The 13,776-nt window shown below is 61.5% G+C and carries 12 protein-coding genes; 4 read left to right on the top strand and 8 right to left on the bottom strand.

All coding sequences use genetic code 11. The features are described 5' to 3' along the window. Positions 1 to 94 precede the first annotated feature (94 nt). The 5 genes from AC07W4_RS27445 to AC07W4_RS27425 form a co-directional block, all read right to left on the bottom strand. Positions 95 to 847 carry a bestrophin-like domain gene (locus AC07W4_RS27445; RefSeq protein ID WP_238538759.1) on the bottom strand — a complete coding sequence of 251 codons (753 nt, stop codon included), beginning with the start codon at positions 845 to 847 and terminating at the stop codon, positions 95 to 97. 56 nt (positions 848 to 903) lie between these two features. Next, entirely contained in the window at positions 904 to 1,332 is a 429-nt protein-coding gene (locus tag AC07W4_RS27440; protein WP_495034675.1) for a hypothetical protein, read from the bottom strand. Positions 1,333 to 1,470: 138 nt separating this feature from the next. Continuing rightward, positions 1,471 to 1,884 (bottom strand): VOC family protein, encoded by a 414-nt coding sequence (locus AC07W4_RS27435; RefSeq protein ID WP_495034674.1) that lies wholly within the window; start codon positions 1,882 to 1,884, stop codon positions 1,471 to 1,473. Between the two features lie 89 nt (positions 1,885 to 1,973). After that, positions 1,974 to 2,633, bottom strand: a complete 660-nt coding sequence (locus tag AC07W4_RS27430) for a TetR/AcrR family transcriptional regulator (RefSeq protein ID WP_495034673.1) — start codon at positions 2,631 to 2,633, stop codon at positions 1,974 to 1,976. Next, positions 2,620 to 3,471, bottom strand: coding sequence for a 3-hydroxybutyryl-CoA dehydrogenase (locus AC07W4_RS27425; protein ID WP_008046933.1), 852 nt, complete (start codon positions 3,469 to 3,471; stop codon positions 2,620 to 2,622). Before AC07W4_RS27425 ends, AC07W4_RS27430 begins: the two co-directional genes overlap by 14 nt. Before the next feature lie 163 nt (positions 3,472 to 3,634). Here AC07W4_RS27425 and AC07W4_RS27420 point away from each other — a divergent pair, with 163 nt between their 5' ends. Beyond that, on the top strand, positions 3,635 to 4,687 hold the full coding sequence (locus AC07W4_RS27420; protein ID WP_495034672.1) for an AraC family transcriptional regulator: 1,053 nt from the start codon (positions 3,635 to 3,637) through the stop codon (positions 4,685 to 4,687). Positions 4,688 to 4,768: 81 nt separating this feature from the next. On the opposite strand, the gene AC07W4_RS27415 is transcribed toward AC07W4_RS27420, so the two are convergent. Continuing rightward, positions 4,769 to 5,995 (bottom strand): YbfB/YjiJ family MFS transporter, encoded by a 1,227-nt coding sequence (locus AC07W4_RS27415; RefSeq protein WP_495034671.1) that lies wholly within the window; start codon positions 5,993 to 5,995, stop codon positions 4,769 to 4,771. 112 nt (positions 5,996 to 6,107) lie between these two features. On the opposite strand from AC07W4_RS27415, the gene AC07W4_RS27410 reads away from it, so the two are divergent. Further along, positions 6,108 to 6,983: a LysR family transcriptional regulator gene (locus AC07W4_RS27410; RefSeq protein WP_056723452.1), complete on the top strand. Its 876-nt coding sequence runs from the start codon at positions 6,108 to 6,110 to the stop codon at positions 6,981 to 6,983. A gap of 133 nt (positions 6,984 to 7,116) precedes the next feature. Here AC07W4_RS27410 and AC07W4_RS27405 read toward each other — a convergent pair whose 3' ends face one another. Further along, positions 7,117 to 7,839 (bottom strand): pirin family protein, encoded by a 723-nt coding sequence (locus AC07W4_RS27405; protein ID WP_495034670.1) that lies wholly within the window; start codon positions 7,837 to 7,839, stop codon positions 7,117 to 7,119. Positions 7,840 to 8,156: 317 nt separating this feature from the next. Here AC07W4_RS27405 and AC07W4_RS27400 point away from each other — a divergent pair, with 317 nt between their 5' ends. Next, the gene (locus AC07W4_RS27400) at positions 8,157 to 9,107 is read left to right on the top strand and encodes a GlxA family transcriptional regulator (protein ID WP_495034669.1); all 951 of its coding nucleotides are present in this window, start codon (positions 8,157 to 8,159) and stop codon (positions 9,105 to 9,107) included. A 160-nt stretch (positions 9,108 to 9,267) separates the two neighbouring features. After that, the gene (locus AC07W4_RS27395) at positions 9,268 to 10,752 is read left to right on the top strand and encodes an ATP-binding protein (protein WP_495034668.1); all 1,485 of its coding nucleotides are present in this window, start codon (positions 9,268 to 9,270) and stop codon (positions 10,750 to 10,752) included. On the opposite strand, the gene AC07W4_RS27390 is transcribed toward AC07W4_RS27395, so the two are convergent. Then, positions 10,717 to 13,521 (bottom strand): ATP-binding protein, encoded by a 2,805-nt coding sequence (locus AC07W4_RS27390; RefSeq protein ID WP_495034667.1) that lies wholly within the window; start codon positions 13,519 to 13,521, stop codon positions 10,717 to 10,719. The two genes, AC07W4_RS27395 and AC07W4_RS27390, sit on opposite strands and share 36 nt — an antisense overlap. Positions 13,522 to 13,776: the final 255 nt, after the last annotated feature.

The following is a 13,776-nucleotide window of genomic DNA, read 5'->3' as shown; positions in this document are numbered from 1 at the left end:
CCATGTGAGAGTAGGTCATCGTCAAGATTAAATTCCGAAACCCCTATCTGCGTATGCAGGTAGGGGTTTTGTTTTTGTCCGCGGGAAAGCGAAATTACATCCCCAACCGTTCCAGCGTGTGCTCCAAGGGTTCCAGCGACACACAGATAAAACCATCAAGCGGACGATTGAGTTCCTCTACCAGCAAGATGGTTGCCCCTGTCGACAGGGCACACATCAGCAGTACGGCGACAATGGTGCCGTTGCATGGTGCAAACAGGCCGAACGAGCCGAAGATAATCCCTAGCCACGTCACCAGGATCACCAGCATCACCGGCGGGATCGATTGATTGGATTGCAGCAGGATCAGCCAGCGGGTGGCAAAAACCGTGTCCATGTCTTGTAATGCCTCAGCCTTGAGTGAGCGCTGATCATCGTTGCCCGGCGACAGTGATTCGACCTGGCGCTGCAGACTTTCAGAACGATGGATGGCTTCGGGACTATCGAGTGTTGCAATCTGACGGCGATCGCGAGAGACGAGTACTTTTGTGACTTCGGCGTAGTTGTGCTTGAGCTCGGTGCGGATGCCTTGGGTATCGGTGCCGTAGCGGGCGAGCAAACGGTCGAACTGAACCACTTTCGCCGCCGCGCCCTCCAGCTCGGTATTGGCCGCATCGAATGTGCCTTTGGCAGAGGAAACGAGCAGGCCGAGGACCAGCGCCGACATCGTAGCGATGAGGCCGGTGGCCAGTTTCACCACGGTCACGGAGTCGTCGCTCAGGTGATGGCTCGGTAATCGCTCCCTTACGTACGAGCCCAATAGTGCGCTGGCGGACAGGCAGCCGAAAACGATGAGGGCGATCACCACGTCATTCAAATTCAACCTCCGTTGACGCTGTCTTCCGTGGGGGGGGGGGGAGATATCTACTGGTACTTGATCACGATGCCCTTGAGTTTACGTCCCTCGATGGTCGTCACGTCGCGGGCCCACAGCGGCCCGCTGGCATAGGCACCCACTGCTTGAATGTGGTCATAGACGACCACCACGGCGTTGCCACCGAGTTTTGCGGATTCTACCCGCAGCTTCTGTTCGACTTCGGTAATCGGAGGGGCAGGGTCGATGCTGGCATCGATCAACACTTCACCCAGGCGCACATGCGGACGCAGAGGCTCAGAACGCAGCACGACAACCTGGTCCGGCGATGTCGGTGCCGGATGTTCTACGCCGACATAGGCGGTGGTCTGTGCATCGACAGTGGCGCAGCCATTGAGAGCCAGCAGGCTGGTGATCAGTCCACCTGCCAGTAGCAAGCATTTGAAACGGGGGGACCAGGACAGGACGTGGGCCGGCATTGTGGGGTCTCTCCTCTGGTTCGCTGCTATCCATGTGGCTAGTTGACGGTAGCAGACAGGTCGGGAGTTGCCAGAATGCCCAACCTTTTCAGGTTGGGCTTTTTTGTGCATTGAAGACTATCGATCGACCAGGGTCTCTCACTGATCCTTTTCGCAGTTGACCATCCACGACACACCAAAACGGTCGACGAGCATGCCGAAGCGCGCCGCCCAGAACGTGGTCTCCAGTGGCATCTGCACAGTGCCACCGCCCGCCAGTGCATTGAAGACCCGTTCGGCCTCGGCAATGCTGTCGACGTTGAGTGAAATCGAACAGGCGCTCATTTTATCCACGGGGCGATCCGGTGTGGTGTCCGACCCCATGATCGCCTGATCGCCCACGATCAGGCGGGTATGGATGATCAGGTTGTGCAGATCCTTGGGGAAATGCTCACCGGCTGGCGTTTCGCCGAAGGTCAACATGGCTTCGATCTGGCCTAGCAGGCACTGCGCGTAGAACGTGAAGGCCGCTTTGCAGTCACCGTTGAAGATAAGGTAGGGATTGATTTTCATGGTCTGCTCCAGGTGCTCGAGTACATACATCGATTTGGACGCCGGTTTTTTCGGCGAATTCCGATTGTGTCGAGCCGACAAGCAAAGCGCTAAATCTTTGTCGAAGCTTGTGTTTCTTTAGATGTTTTTTCGATAGGACGCGCGAGGCTTATCGCCTCCGGCACACGCCGTGGCGCCAGCACACGTTCGATGGCGCCGCTGACCATACTCTCCAGCAGCTCATCACGCTCCTGCTCGTCCAGCACATGTGGCGTCAGCCAACTGGGAGCGCTGTTGAGCAGGGCGCCAATGGCATGCCCGGCGGCCAGCAGGCCTTGCTCGCTGAAACGGGACTTCGCCCCGAGCATCCTCAGCAGCGTGCGTTCGTATTGCTCGCGCAATTGCCGGACCCGAGCCTGTTGCTCTTCGTTCAGGCAACCGCTGTCGCGCTCCACCAGGCGAAAATGCCAGGGCATCTCTCGATGCAGGTTCAGATGGGCGCGGATCAGGCCGTTGAGTTTGTCGCGCTTGCCCGGGGCTTTTTGCTCGATACGTCCCAGGGTGGCCAGCAGCTCCTCGTAGAACTCCTCGATCAGATCGAGCAGCAGATGTTGTTTGCTGGGGTAATGGTGATACAGCGAGCCTGGGGAGAGCCCCAGGCACGTCGCGAGCTCGCGCATGCCGACCTGGCCGAACCCCTTGCAGGCAAACAGCTCCAGGACCTTGTCCCGGTACTCGGCAAAGCGCGAGCAACGCTCAGGCATAGGCATGGAAGCCGCGCCCCGTTTTGCGTCCCAGGTACCCGGCAGCAACCATTTCCTTGAGCAACGGCGCCGGGCGATATTTACTGTCGTTGAAACCGTCATAGAAGGCTTCGAGGATCGAAAGCAGGGTATCCAGGCCTATCAGGTCTGCCAGGGCCAACGGGCCGATAGGCTGATTGCAGCCCAGGCGCATGCCGGCGTCGATGTCCTCGGCGCTGGCCAGGCCTTCCTGGAACACCAGGATCGCTTCGTTGATCATCGGCACCAGGATCCGGTTGACCACGAACCCAGGACGGTTACCCGCGGTAATCGCGGTTTTGCCGAGGGTGGTCGCCATGTCCAGCGCCAGTTGGTGGGTCGCGTCACTGGTTTGCAGGCCGCGGATGACTTCGATCAGGCCCATCACCGGCACCGGGTTGAAGAAATGCAGGCCGATGAAGCGTTCAGGCTGGCTGACACTGGCGGCGAGTTGGGTGATCGACAGCGACGAGGTATTGGAGGCAATGACGCATTCGTTGCTGACCTGCGCGGCGATCTGTTGCAGCACTCGCAGTTTCAGGTCGAGATTTTCAGTGGCCGCTTCAATGACCAGTTGCGCGTCACCCAGGACACTGTAATCGGTGCTGGTGCGGATGTTGTCGAGGGTGGCCTGTTTCTGCTCTGGCGTCAGGGTTTGCCTGGCGATCTGCCGGTCCAGGTTTTTACCGACCGTTGCGACGGCTTTTTGCAAAGCGCTTTCGGAAATGTCGAGCAAGGTCACGTTGAAACCGGCCATGGCACAGACTTGTGCGATGCCGTTGCCCATGGTGCCCGCACCGATCACCCCGATGTTTTGCAGATTCATCTTCCCATCCTTCGATCAAACCCTGCGATACCTTGGCCGCGATTGCAGCCGAAGGCGTACTATTGCCGCGAGTCTAGAGCCGGCAGGGCGGTTGTCCTATGCCAAAACTGTTCAACGGCACTGATGTTTTTTGCCATTCGAGCGATGAGAGAGAAGCGAACCAATGCGGGAAAAGGACTCGGTTGCCGCCTATTTCGTGCAGGCAATGATCCATGGGCTGAGGGGTGATCCGCAGCGCGTGACGGCCGTGCTCGAACAGGCGGGCATTGATCCGGCGGTCATGCACCAACCCACGGCGCGGGTGCCGGCCAACGCGTTTGCAGCGTTGTGGCTGATTCAGATCCGCGAACTCGACGATGAATTTTTCGGGCTCGACTCCCATGGCATGCCGCCGGGCAGTTTCGCCCTGATTTGCCGCGCCCTGATTCAGGAGCCCGATCTGCATAAGGCCATGCGTCAGTGCCTGGCCAACTTCGGCTTGTTCCTGCGCGACTTTCGCGGCTCGCTGGCCGTGCGTGGCAAGCGTGCGGTCATTAGCCTGGAAACCCGTTCGACGGACAACGATGCCAGTCGGTTTGGTGAAGAAACCTTCCTGGTGTTGATGATCAGTCTGCTGTGCTGGCTGGGCGGGCGGCGCATTCCCATTGACCGCGCGGACTTCCGCCATTCGCGCCTGTCGCTGGGTGACGACCGCCTGCTCTGGGGCCCCAACCTGACCTTTGGTGCCGAGCGCACCGAAATCGAATTTGCCAGCCACTACTTGCGCCTGCCCGTGGCTCAGGACCTGGCTTCGTTGAAGGTGTTCCTGCGTACGGCGCCGCAATGGCTGGTGATCCGCTTCCGTAACCAGCATGGCCTGGCATCCCAGGTTCACCAGCGCTTGCGCGGCAGCCATTACAGTGAGTGGCCGACGTTGCAGGCCTTCGCCCTGGAACAGCACCTGAGCCCCAGTACCTTCCGCCGTAAACTGGAGCGTGAAGGCTGTTCCTATCAGGAGATCAAGGACGAAGTACGCCGTGGCGTGGCCTTTGAGCAACTGCGTCAGAGCGAAGCGAGCATCAGCGATATCGCCGAGCAACTGGGTTTCCAGGAACCCAGCGCCTTCCATCGGGCGTTCAAGAAGTGGACCGGGGAAAGCCCTGGGCGCTATCGGGCCCGCTATCAGGGGGAGCAGGGCGCAGAGGTCGCCACCCTTCAGGAACCCTGCGAGCCCTGAGCCATCGTCGGTCCGGTAGCAGGGCTTCATGGCTACCGGGTTCGGAGATTTCGATCAGCGCCATGATCTGGGGGTGTCATTTCATACACCTGTATTGAGCGTCAAGGATTCGGTCGAACGACTGAACAGTCGGCTGCCCAGTTCCAACAACAGCGCTACAACGATGGCGCCAGCGGCAATCACGAACATCAAGGCATGATGGCCGCCACTGGCGTTGAACAGCGCCGAGTAAGCGAACCCCGAGAGCGCCTGGAAAGTAGCGAACGACACGGTGGCGCGGCTCCAGGCAATTTGTTGCTGATGATGCCCGGGGATCAGTTCATGCACCCGCGCCAACGCCAGCGGCACGATGCCTGGCGGGAAGGAGCCGAGGATCACCGCCAGTAAGGCCAGCGGCGCAAACGAACTGCTGATCGATAAAAGGCCAACCGCCAACGCCTGTATCACCAACACGATGCGGATCCCCGTTTTCGCGCCCAGTTGGTCGGCCAGGAAACCGTAGCTCACCGGCCCGACAATCGCGCCCAGGCCATACATCACCCAGATCAGCGCGCCGACATGTGCCCCGGCATTGAGCCCGCGAGCGACGTAATCCACCAGGAACACCATGGCCGGCACCAGCCCGGCCGCCATGAACGCGTATTGGGCGAACAGCAGGTAAACATTCGGGTCGGTCGGCGACGGCGACGATGTATTCGACGGCGCCGCGGCGGCCGGGTGCGTAGTGGTCGGCCAGCCAAACCAACTGGCAGCGGTGAGGATCAGGGCCAGCAAGCCCAGGCCGAACCAGGTTTGCTGCAAGCCGAGGCTCAGCAGCGGCGGCACGATCGTCCCCGACCCGGCGATGCCCAGGCCGATACCCAGGAATATCGCGCCGCTGGCCAGGCCTTTGCGGGCCGCCGGGACCTGGGGCAATACAGTGGCCGCCACCAGCACCATGATCGCGCCGCCGGCAATCCCCGACAGCAAGCGCCAGCCGAAGAACCAGCTCACCGACAACGGAAAACCACAGGCGAAGAACGCCAGGGTCACCGCCAGCATCATCAGGCGCAAGGCGGTCCTGTTCGAGGTCCGGCGTGCCAGTGGATGGCCGATCAGTGCGCCGATCAGGTAACCCACCAGATTCGCGGCGCCGAGGTACACCACGTCACTGGCGCAAAACCAGTGGGCCTGGATCAGCGAGGGAATCAGGGGCGTGTAGGCGAAGCGCGCCAGGCCGATGCTGACCAGGCTGGCGCAGAGGCCGGCGAAGATCGGCAGCCAGATCGCACCGGGCGCCGGGGTAAGGGAGGGCGATGAACTGTGCATGGGTATTGTCCTGTAAGGTCACTCAGGTTTTCAGCATATCGAGGTTTTTCGAAGCATTAATGCAGCGATTGCGCGCTATGCTGATGCGTAATTGCATCATCAGGAGCGCGTTATGAATTGGGATGACGCCCGGGTATTTCTCGCGGTTTGCCGCGAATCCACGTTGCGCGGGGCGGCGCGGGTATTGGGGGTCGACCAGGCCACGGTCGGCCGGCGTATCACGGCGCTGGAAAAGTCTTTGAGTGCGACCTTGTTCCTGCGCACTTCCGAAGGTTATGCGCTCACGGCTGTCGGCGAAGCGGCACTCAAGGCCGTGGAGAAAATGGAGCATTCGGCGCTGGAGCTGGAACGCCAGATCCAGGGCCTGGACGATCGCTTGACCGGCACGGTTCGCGTCAGTACCACCGACTCACTGGCGATTGATTTCCTGATCCCGGCGATTGCCCGTCTGCATCGGCAACACCCGGATGTACGTGTGCAACTGGACGCCACCACGCAGATCCTCAGCCTGGCAAAACGCGAAGCGGATATCGCCGTACGCAACACCCGGCCGGAAAACCCTGACCTGATCGCCCGGCGGATCGCCCGCTGGCCGGTGGGGTTGTTTGCCTCGCAAGCCTATGTCGATGCCCACGGCGTGCCGGAGCCGGGCTCGGCGTTCGCCGGGCATGACCTGGTGGTGTATCAGCCGTACTTGCAGGGCAACAAAGACCTGACGCTGGTCTCGGAACCGGTGGCGCGCGGGCGGATTGTCGCGAGCCTCAGTTCCAGCCTGCTGGTGCGTCGGTCGATTGCGGCGGGGATCGGGGTCGGAGAGATACCGGTGTACATCGGGGAGAAGGAGGGGCTGGTCAGGTTGTGGCCGGAGCGCTCGCGGCCAATGCCCTATGACATCTGGCTGGTGACCCATGCGGACCTGCGGCATACGGCCAGGGTGCGGGCGGTGATCGATGAGATTGTCGCGGGGTTCGCCGGGACCGGCGAGTAAAGCCCGGGCGCTCGTGGGCCCTGTGGGAGCGGGCTTGCTCCGGGCGGCGTTCCGACGAATGCGGTTGATCATTCAACATCTCTGTTGGCTGACACTCCGCCTTCGCGAGCAAGCCCGCTCCCACAGAGGGGCGTTATGGCATTTCCGGCAGTTCCTGTGGGCGCAGGTCGAAGACCAACACTTCAGCATCCACGCCGTTGCTCAAGGTCAGCGCCTGTTCATCACGAACCCGCACACCGTCGCCTTCCTGCAACAACACACCGTTGAGTTCGACACTGCCCCGGGCCACGTGCACATAGGCGTAACGGTTGGCGTCGAGCTCCAGGGTGGCGCTTTCCTTGCCGTCGATCAGGCCGGCATAGACCCGCGCATCCTGGCGCACCTTCAGCGAACCCTTGGCACCGTCCGGCGAGATGATCAGTTGCAGGCGCCCGCGTTTCTTCTGGGTGCTGAAATGTTCTTGCTGATAACGCGGTTTGGCGCCGCTGACGTCTGGCACGATCCAGATCTGCAGAAAGTGCACCGCCCGGGTGCTCGAGTGGTTGAACTCACTGTGGGCCACGCCGCTGCCTGCGCTCATCAGTTGCACGTCGCCGGGGCGGATCACCGAACCGGTGCCCAGGGTGTCCTTGTGTTCCAGGGCACCTTCAAGCACATAGGAGAAAATCTCCATGTCGCGGTGTGGGTGCTGGCCAAAGCCTTTGCCGGCGGCGACACGGTCGTCGTTGATCACCAACAGGTCGGAAAATCCCTGCTCTTTCGGGTTGCGATAGTTGGCGAAGGAAAAGGTATGGAAGGACTTCAACCAGCCGTGATTGGCCAGGCCACGATCCGAGGCTTTGCGAAGAGTCAGCATGATGAAATCTCCTGTGGGGACGTGAATTCGTCCGAGTGAGGAGAAGGTTAATGGTTACTGGTTGATGCAATAAGTAGATGAAAATTTAAAGACTGTCTCTATCAAGTTGACAGTTTATGAAGGCGAATCAGCTATTATTTTCCAACCTCTACGTCGTACTTGGCCATAATGCACGGCAAGAATCCTGTGGGAGCGGGCTTGCTCGCGAAAGCGGTGTGTCATTCACCATCATGTAGCCTGACACACCGCCTTCGCGAGCAAGCCCGCTCCCACAGGGTTTGGTGCACCGACCTTATTAATCCAGTGAATTCCAATCCATGAAAACCGTGGCAATGGTGCTGTTTCCCGACTTTCTCCTGCTCGACATGGCCGGGCCCATGGAAGTGTTTTCCATCGCCAATCGGTATCTGAAACCCGACGATCACTATGTGCTGTCGACCATCGGCACCGAGCCCGGCGCACTGCGGGCATCCAACGGGGTGAGCGTGCACGCCGACCTGCACATCGATCAGGCCTGCGAGGGTTTTGATTTGCTGTTGGTGCCCGGTGGTCCCGGTGCCTACAACGAAAGGCATCCGCCATTGCTCGCCTGGCTCAGGCACAACGTCAGCCGGTCCGCCGCTTATGGCTCGATCTGCACCGGGGCGTTCGTGCTGGGGCATGCGGGCTTGCTCGACGGCTATCGCGTCACCACCCACTGGCACTATACCGAGCGGCTGATCAAGGGCTTTCCGAAGGCGACCGTCGAGACCGATCAGATCTTCGTCCAGGACCGCAACCTGATCACCTCCGGCGGTGTGACTGCCGGGATCGACCTGGCCTTGTCGGTGGTGGCCCAGGACCATGGCAAAAAAGTCGCCCAGGACGTGGCCAAGGTGTTGCTGGTAGTGATGAAACGCCAGGGCGGACAGGCGCAGTTCAGCCCGTTGATGGCGGCGGTGGCCCCTCACGAAACGGCGATAACCCGGGTGCAGAACCATGTGCTTGAACATCTCGATGAAACCTGGAGCATCGAGCGCATGGCCGGCCTGGCCAACATGAGTCCGCGTCATTTCGCCAGGGTGTTCGCCCGGGAAGTGAACATGACGCCGATGGAATTTTTGCAAAGCGCGCGTATCGATTGCGCCAGGAACCTGCTGGAGACCACCGAATTGCCGCTCAAGACCGTGGCCTTCAAAAGCGGCTTCGGCAGCGTGCGGCACATGCGTTTTCTGTTCAGTGAAAAGCTTGGCCTGACCCCGACCCAATACCGCGAGCAGTTCAGCTAGCGCATGTCCGTCGTGCGCACCGCAATGGCCGTGACGCTCCCCCCGTGGCAGTTGTACCGTCACCGAGGCCTGCCAAGATACCGGTGAACTCATTGCAAGGAAGGTGCGGAGCCTGGGATGGACTCACGTACCGAGCCAGGCTTCCAGCGGGTGACAGCGCATGAATAGCCTCAGAGATATAAACAGCGAAACGGTACTGCAATTCGGACCCTACGCTCTGCACCTCAGTCAGCGACTGGTGCTGGAGGGCGATCGACCGCTGCGCCTGGGCGGCCGCGCCCTTGATGTGTTGCAGGTGCTGGTCGAACACGCAGGTTCGGTGGTCAGCAAGGAAGAGTTGATTGCGCAAGTCTGGCCGCGCTCGGTGGTCGAAGAGATCAACCTGCGGGTACACATTGCCGCCTTGCGCCGAGCCTTGGGGGACGGCCAGAACGGCCAGTGCTACATCGTCAACATTCCCCAGCGCGGCTACAGTTTTGTCGCCCCGGTACAGCATTCGCCGCAGCCTGTAGCGTTTTCGGGCGAGGCCGTAAAAAAGCCCCTGCACAACCTGCCGTCGCGGCTCACACCGATCACCGGGCGCGATGCGATTGTCGGCAGCCTGGTGCGGCAGCTGCCGGTGCGGCGATTCATGACCCTGGTCGGGCCTTGCGGGATCGGCAAGACCACCGTGGCGCTGCGTGTGGCGGAACTGTTGTTGCAGCACTATCGGCACGGCGTGTGGCTGGTGGACCTGGCGCCGATCGATGACCCGGCGCAAGTGACCGATCACCTGACACGAACCCTTGGGCTGGAGGTCGGCACCACGCTGGAGGCGCTGGAGCAGCGGCATGCCTTGTTGGTCCTGGACAATTGCGAACACCTGTTCGAACGCTGCCAGACGTTGATCGAAACGCTACTGGCTTCGCTACCCCGGTTGTCGATCCTCGCCACCAGCCGCGAGCCCCTCAAGGCGACGGGCGAAACCGTATTGCGTCTGCCACCGCTGGAGGTGCCGCCGGCGTCAGCGCTGCGCAGTGTTGCCCAGGTCATGGGCTATTCGGCGGTGCAGTTGTTCGTCAGCCGTGCCCGGGCTCGTCAGCAAGGCTTCACCCTGCGCGAGCAAGACCTCAAGACCGTACGGGAAATCTGCCGGCGCCTCGATGGCCTGCCGCTGGCGATTGAACTGGCGGCGGCGCAAATCGATGCGCTGGCGCTGGTGGGGCTGCAAGCGCAACTCGATAACTGTTTTCAGCTGCTGTCCCAGGGCCGCCGCACGGCCGTGCCCCGGCACCAGACGCTCAAGGCTGCGCTGGACTGGAGCTACGAACGTTTGACTGCCGTGGAGCAAACCGTGTTGCAGCGCCTGGCGGTGTTCAAGATGGCCTTTACCCAGGTCGCAGCGATCGGCGTGATCTGCTGCGACAGGCTGCCCGCCGCCGACCTGGTCAAGGTGCTGGAAAGCCTGGCCCTCAAGTCGCTACTGTCCCGGGAGCAGGGCAGGGAAGTGACCCGCTACCGCTTCCTCAACACGACTCGCACCTACGCACTGGAAAAACTCGAACTCAGTGGTGATTTGCGCGCCCTTGAAATGCGTTATGCCGGCTACATCAGTCAGACACGCTGGACTTCAGGCCGGCAGGTGGCATTGCAACTCGCCGAGTAAGCGGCGGACCGTCAACAGGTCAGGCGTGGAAAAACCTTCGGTGAAGCGTTGGTAGATCGGTGCCAACAGTTCATGCGCCTGTTGGTGGCGGCCCTGTCGCTGCCACAGTTGCGCCAGCGAGGTGGCGCTACGCAATTCCCAGGCCAGCGCACCCTGAGTCCTGGCCACGTTGAGTGCCTTGAGCAGAACGGCTTCTGCCGCTGCGGTTTTGACCGGACAATCCGTTGCCAGCAGCGTCTGGGCGCTGGCGCGCAGAATCTCCGCCGTGCTCCAGCCTGACGCACCGTTTTCTGCGCGTTCGAGCAAGGCGCTATCGACGCAGGTCGAGTCCAGCGTGACCATGATGTCTTTGATCAACCCGACACTTCGCTGCCTGGCGGGCGGGGCCTGGGTGCCGTCGATCACCTGCGCGTAGTGTTGCGCCCAGTTATAGAACAGTTGAACCGAGTGTTTCTGCGCCTGTTCCAGCAGCAGCCGCAGGAGTTCGCGGGCGCTGCGGGTGTCGCCGTTGTAGTAAGCGATCAGGCAGCCGGACAGCGCCAGGGTGTAGCAGATGGATGTGCCGTGGTTGATCTGCAATGCGATATCCAGCGCCTGCCGGGCTGTGCGCCAGGCTTGTTCCGGTTGGCCCTGCAACCAGAGGATGCGCGCCTGAATGGTCAGTGCCGCGACGCTCTGGTCGTATTGCACGCCAAAGCCGTGAGTGAAACGGTTGAGGTAACCGCTGTGGGCCATGCGTTGCAGCACTTGCTCGGCATCTTCCCGAGCCTGTAACTGATCGCCGGAAAAATGCAGGGCCAGCACCCGCAATCGGTGCATGCTCAGGGACATCAGGGCGTCGTCATGCAGCCCCAGTTGATCGAACTGCCGACTCTGTTCCAGGGCCATTTGATAATGACCGCAGCTGAGGTTGACTGCCAGGTGCCCGGAAATCGCCCGCAATTGACCGGCTACATCGTTGCACTGTCGGGCCAGGGCTCTAGCGCTGACAAAGGCTCCAACAGCTTCGGCGGTACCGCCCTGCACGTGATAACAGGCGCTGCCCAGGGCCAGCTTGAGGGCCATTTGCAAACGCGGGCAAGGCTCGGGTGACTGGTCGAGCAAGGCCAACGCCTTGCGCACATAACCGCCGTGTTCCTTGAGCAGTGACAGCTCCTGCCACAAGGGGGTGGACGTCGCGGCCAGGCGGATCGCCAGTGCCTGCGGCCCTTGAGCGTGCAAACCCCAGTCGAGGGCCGCGCGGATGTCCTCCAGGACCCGGCCATAGCGCTCGAGCCACAGGCTGGTCGGGGTCTTCTCCCAGTCGTCCTGCGCCTGTTGCATCAGGGCCAGGCAGCGCTCGGCATGCCGTTCCCGCGTGCCGGGCAGGTCGGTGGATTGCGCGAGTTTTTCCAGAGCGTAACGGCGGGTGGTGTCGAGCAGGCGATAGTAAACATCCTCGTCGCCCACCTCGACGTTTAACAAGGACTTGGCGACCAGTTGGGTGATCGAGCCGAATACTTCGCGAGGTTCGATGTGTTCGCCGACAATCACCGCCGCTGCCGACTCCAGGGTGAAGCTGCCGCGAAACACACTGAGTCGGCGCAGGCAGGTCTTTTCGCAGGCGTTGAGCAGTTCGAAGCTCCAGTCCAGTGTCGCGCGCAGGGTCTGATGGCGTGCCAGGGGCGCCTGACCGGGGTGAGTCAGCACCCGGAAGCTGCTTTGCAACTGCGTCAGCAAGCCGTGCAACCCGAAGTTGCCCACTTGCGCCGCTGCCAGTTCGATGGCCAGCGGGATGCCATCGAGTCGGTGACAGATTTCTATCAGCAGCGGCAGCTCACTTTCCGTCAGTTCAAAGCTGTCGTGGCTGGCCATGGCCCGTTCGACGAACAGTTGCAGGGCGGAAAAGGTCATGGCCTGGGCGCGGTCGAGGACGGCGATGGGCGGTGGGCAGTCGAGCGACTCCAGGCGCTGGACGAATTCCCCTTCGGCTCGCAGGCTCTCGCGGCTGGTGGCGAGGATATGCACGAGCGGAGCACTGCGCAGAATCTGTTCGCTGAGCTGGGCAATGGCGTCGACCAGGTGCTCGCAATTGTCGATGACCAGCAGCATGTGCCGGTCGCGAAGAGAGTCCGCCAGCCCGCTTAGGGGGGCGTCATTGTGCAGGACCAGTTCGAGCAACGTCGCCAGATAGCCGTCGATCATCAGCGGGCAATTGATCGGGGCCAGGTCCAGCAGGCGAATGCCGTCCCGGTAGTGACCGATCATTAGTTCGGCGACCCGCAAAGCCACGGTGGTCTTGCCGATGCCGCCGGGACCGACGAGCGTGATGAAGCGCTGGCGTGGCAGTTGCACCATCAGACTATCAACCAGGTTCTGCCGGCCGATCATGCGCGTGTGGCGCACCGGCAGGTTATGCCGGCTCGGCGTGGCGGCCGCCGGTGCCGGCGGTTGCCCGGCCTGTTCCAGAGAGTACGGTGCGACGAAGCTGTACCCACGCTGGGCCACTGTGATGATGTAGCGCTGACCCGCCTGACCGTCGCCGAGCGCCTTGCGCAACGCCGCCATGTGTACCCGCAGGTTGATGTCTTCGACCACGCTGTTGGGCCAGACCCGGGCGATCAGTTGTTGCTTGCTGACCACGTTGCCGGCGTGTTCCAGCAGGATCAACAGGATGTCCATGGCGCGCCGGCCCAGGCGCAAGGGATGGTCGGCCTCCATCACCAGACGTTGTTCGGGGTAGACCCGGTAGGGGCCGAAATGCACAGCCTGTTCGGGGGAAATGGTCAACGAGTCGCTCCTGCTGCATCCGTCTGGTACGCGGTTTTCGAGCATTTTCCTCAGGTTTTTTACGTAGCGCAATGCACCGCCCGGGTGACTGTCGGGTGCAGGCGTTGACTGTCGCGTATCGGCCAGTGGCTGTCGGTCCCGTGAACATTGGGCGCAACAGATGGACAGGGCTTGCCGGTAATGCCAGTCAGTTAAGCGGTAATGCGATCTGTAGCAGCTGCCGAGCCCGCGAGGCGGCGTTCGGCTGCGAAGCAG

The sequence above is a fragment of the Pseudomonas sp. GW821-FHT02A08 genome, assembly GCF_059422045.1.
The sequence above is the reverse complement of the archived record's forward strand: the minus strand, read 5'-3'. Positions and strand labels throughout refer to the sequence as shown.

What these genes read in the sequence shown, in the direction of transcription:
- AC07W4_RS27440 (WP_495034675.1), bottom strand. Translation starts at nt 1,332, where the DNA reads ATGCCGGCCCACGTCCTGTCCTGGTCCCCCCGTTTCAAATGCTTGCTA.
- AC07W4_RS27435 (WP_495034674.1), bottom strand. Translation starts at nt 1,884, where the DNA reads ATGAAAATCAATCCCTACCTTATCTTCAACGGTGACTGCAAAGCGGCC.
- AC07W4_RS27430 (WP_495034673.1), bottom strand. Translation starts at nt 2,633, where the DNA reads ATGCCTATGCCTGAGCGTTGCTCGCGCTTTGCCGAGTACCGGGACAAG.
- AC07W4_RS27425 (WP_008046933.1), bottom strand. Translation starts at nt 3,471, where the DNA reads ATGAATCTGCAAAACATCGGGGTGATCGGTGCGGGCACCATGGGCAAC.
- AC07W4_RS27420 (WP_495034672.1), top strand. Translation starts at nt 3,635, where the DNA reads ATGCGGGAAAAGGACTCGGTTGCCGCCTATTTCGTGCAGGCAATGATC.
- AC07W4_RS27415 (WP_495034671.1), bottom strand. Translation starts at nt 5,995, where the DNA reads ATGCACAGTTCATCGCCCTCCCTTACCCCGGCGCCCGGTGCGATCTGG.
- AC07W4_RS27410 (WP_056723452.1), top strand. Translation starts at nt 6,108, where the DNA reads ATGAATTGGGATGACGCCCGGGTATTTCTCGCGGTTTGCCGCGAATCC.
- AC07W4_RS27405 (WP_495034670.1), bottom strand. Translation starts at nt 7,839, where the DNA reads ATGCTGACTCTTCGCAAAGCCTCGGATCGTGGCCTGGCCAATCACGGC.
- AC07W4_RS27400 (WP_495034669.1), top strand. Translation starts at nt 8,157, where the DNA reads ATGAAAACCGTGGCAATGGTGCTGTTTCCCGACTTTCTCCTGCTCGAC.
- AC07W4_RS27395 (WP_495034668.1), top strand. Translation starts at nt 9,268, where the DNA reads ATGAATAGCCTCAGAGATATAAACAGCGAAACGGTACTGCAATTCGGA.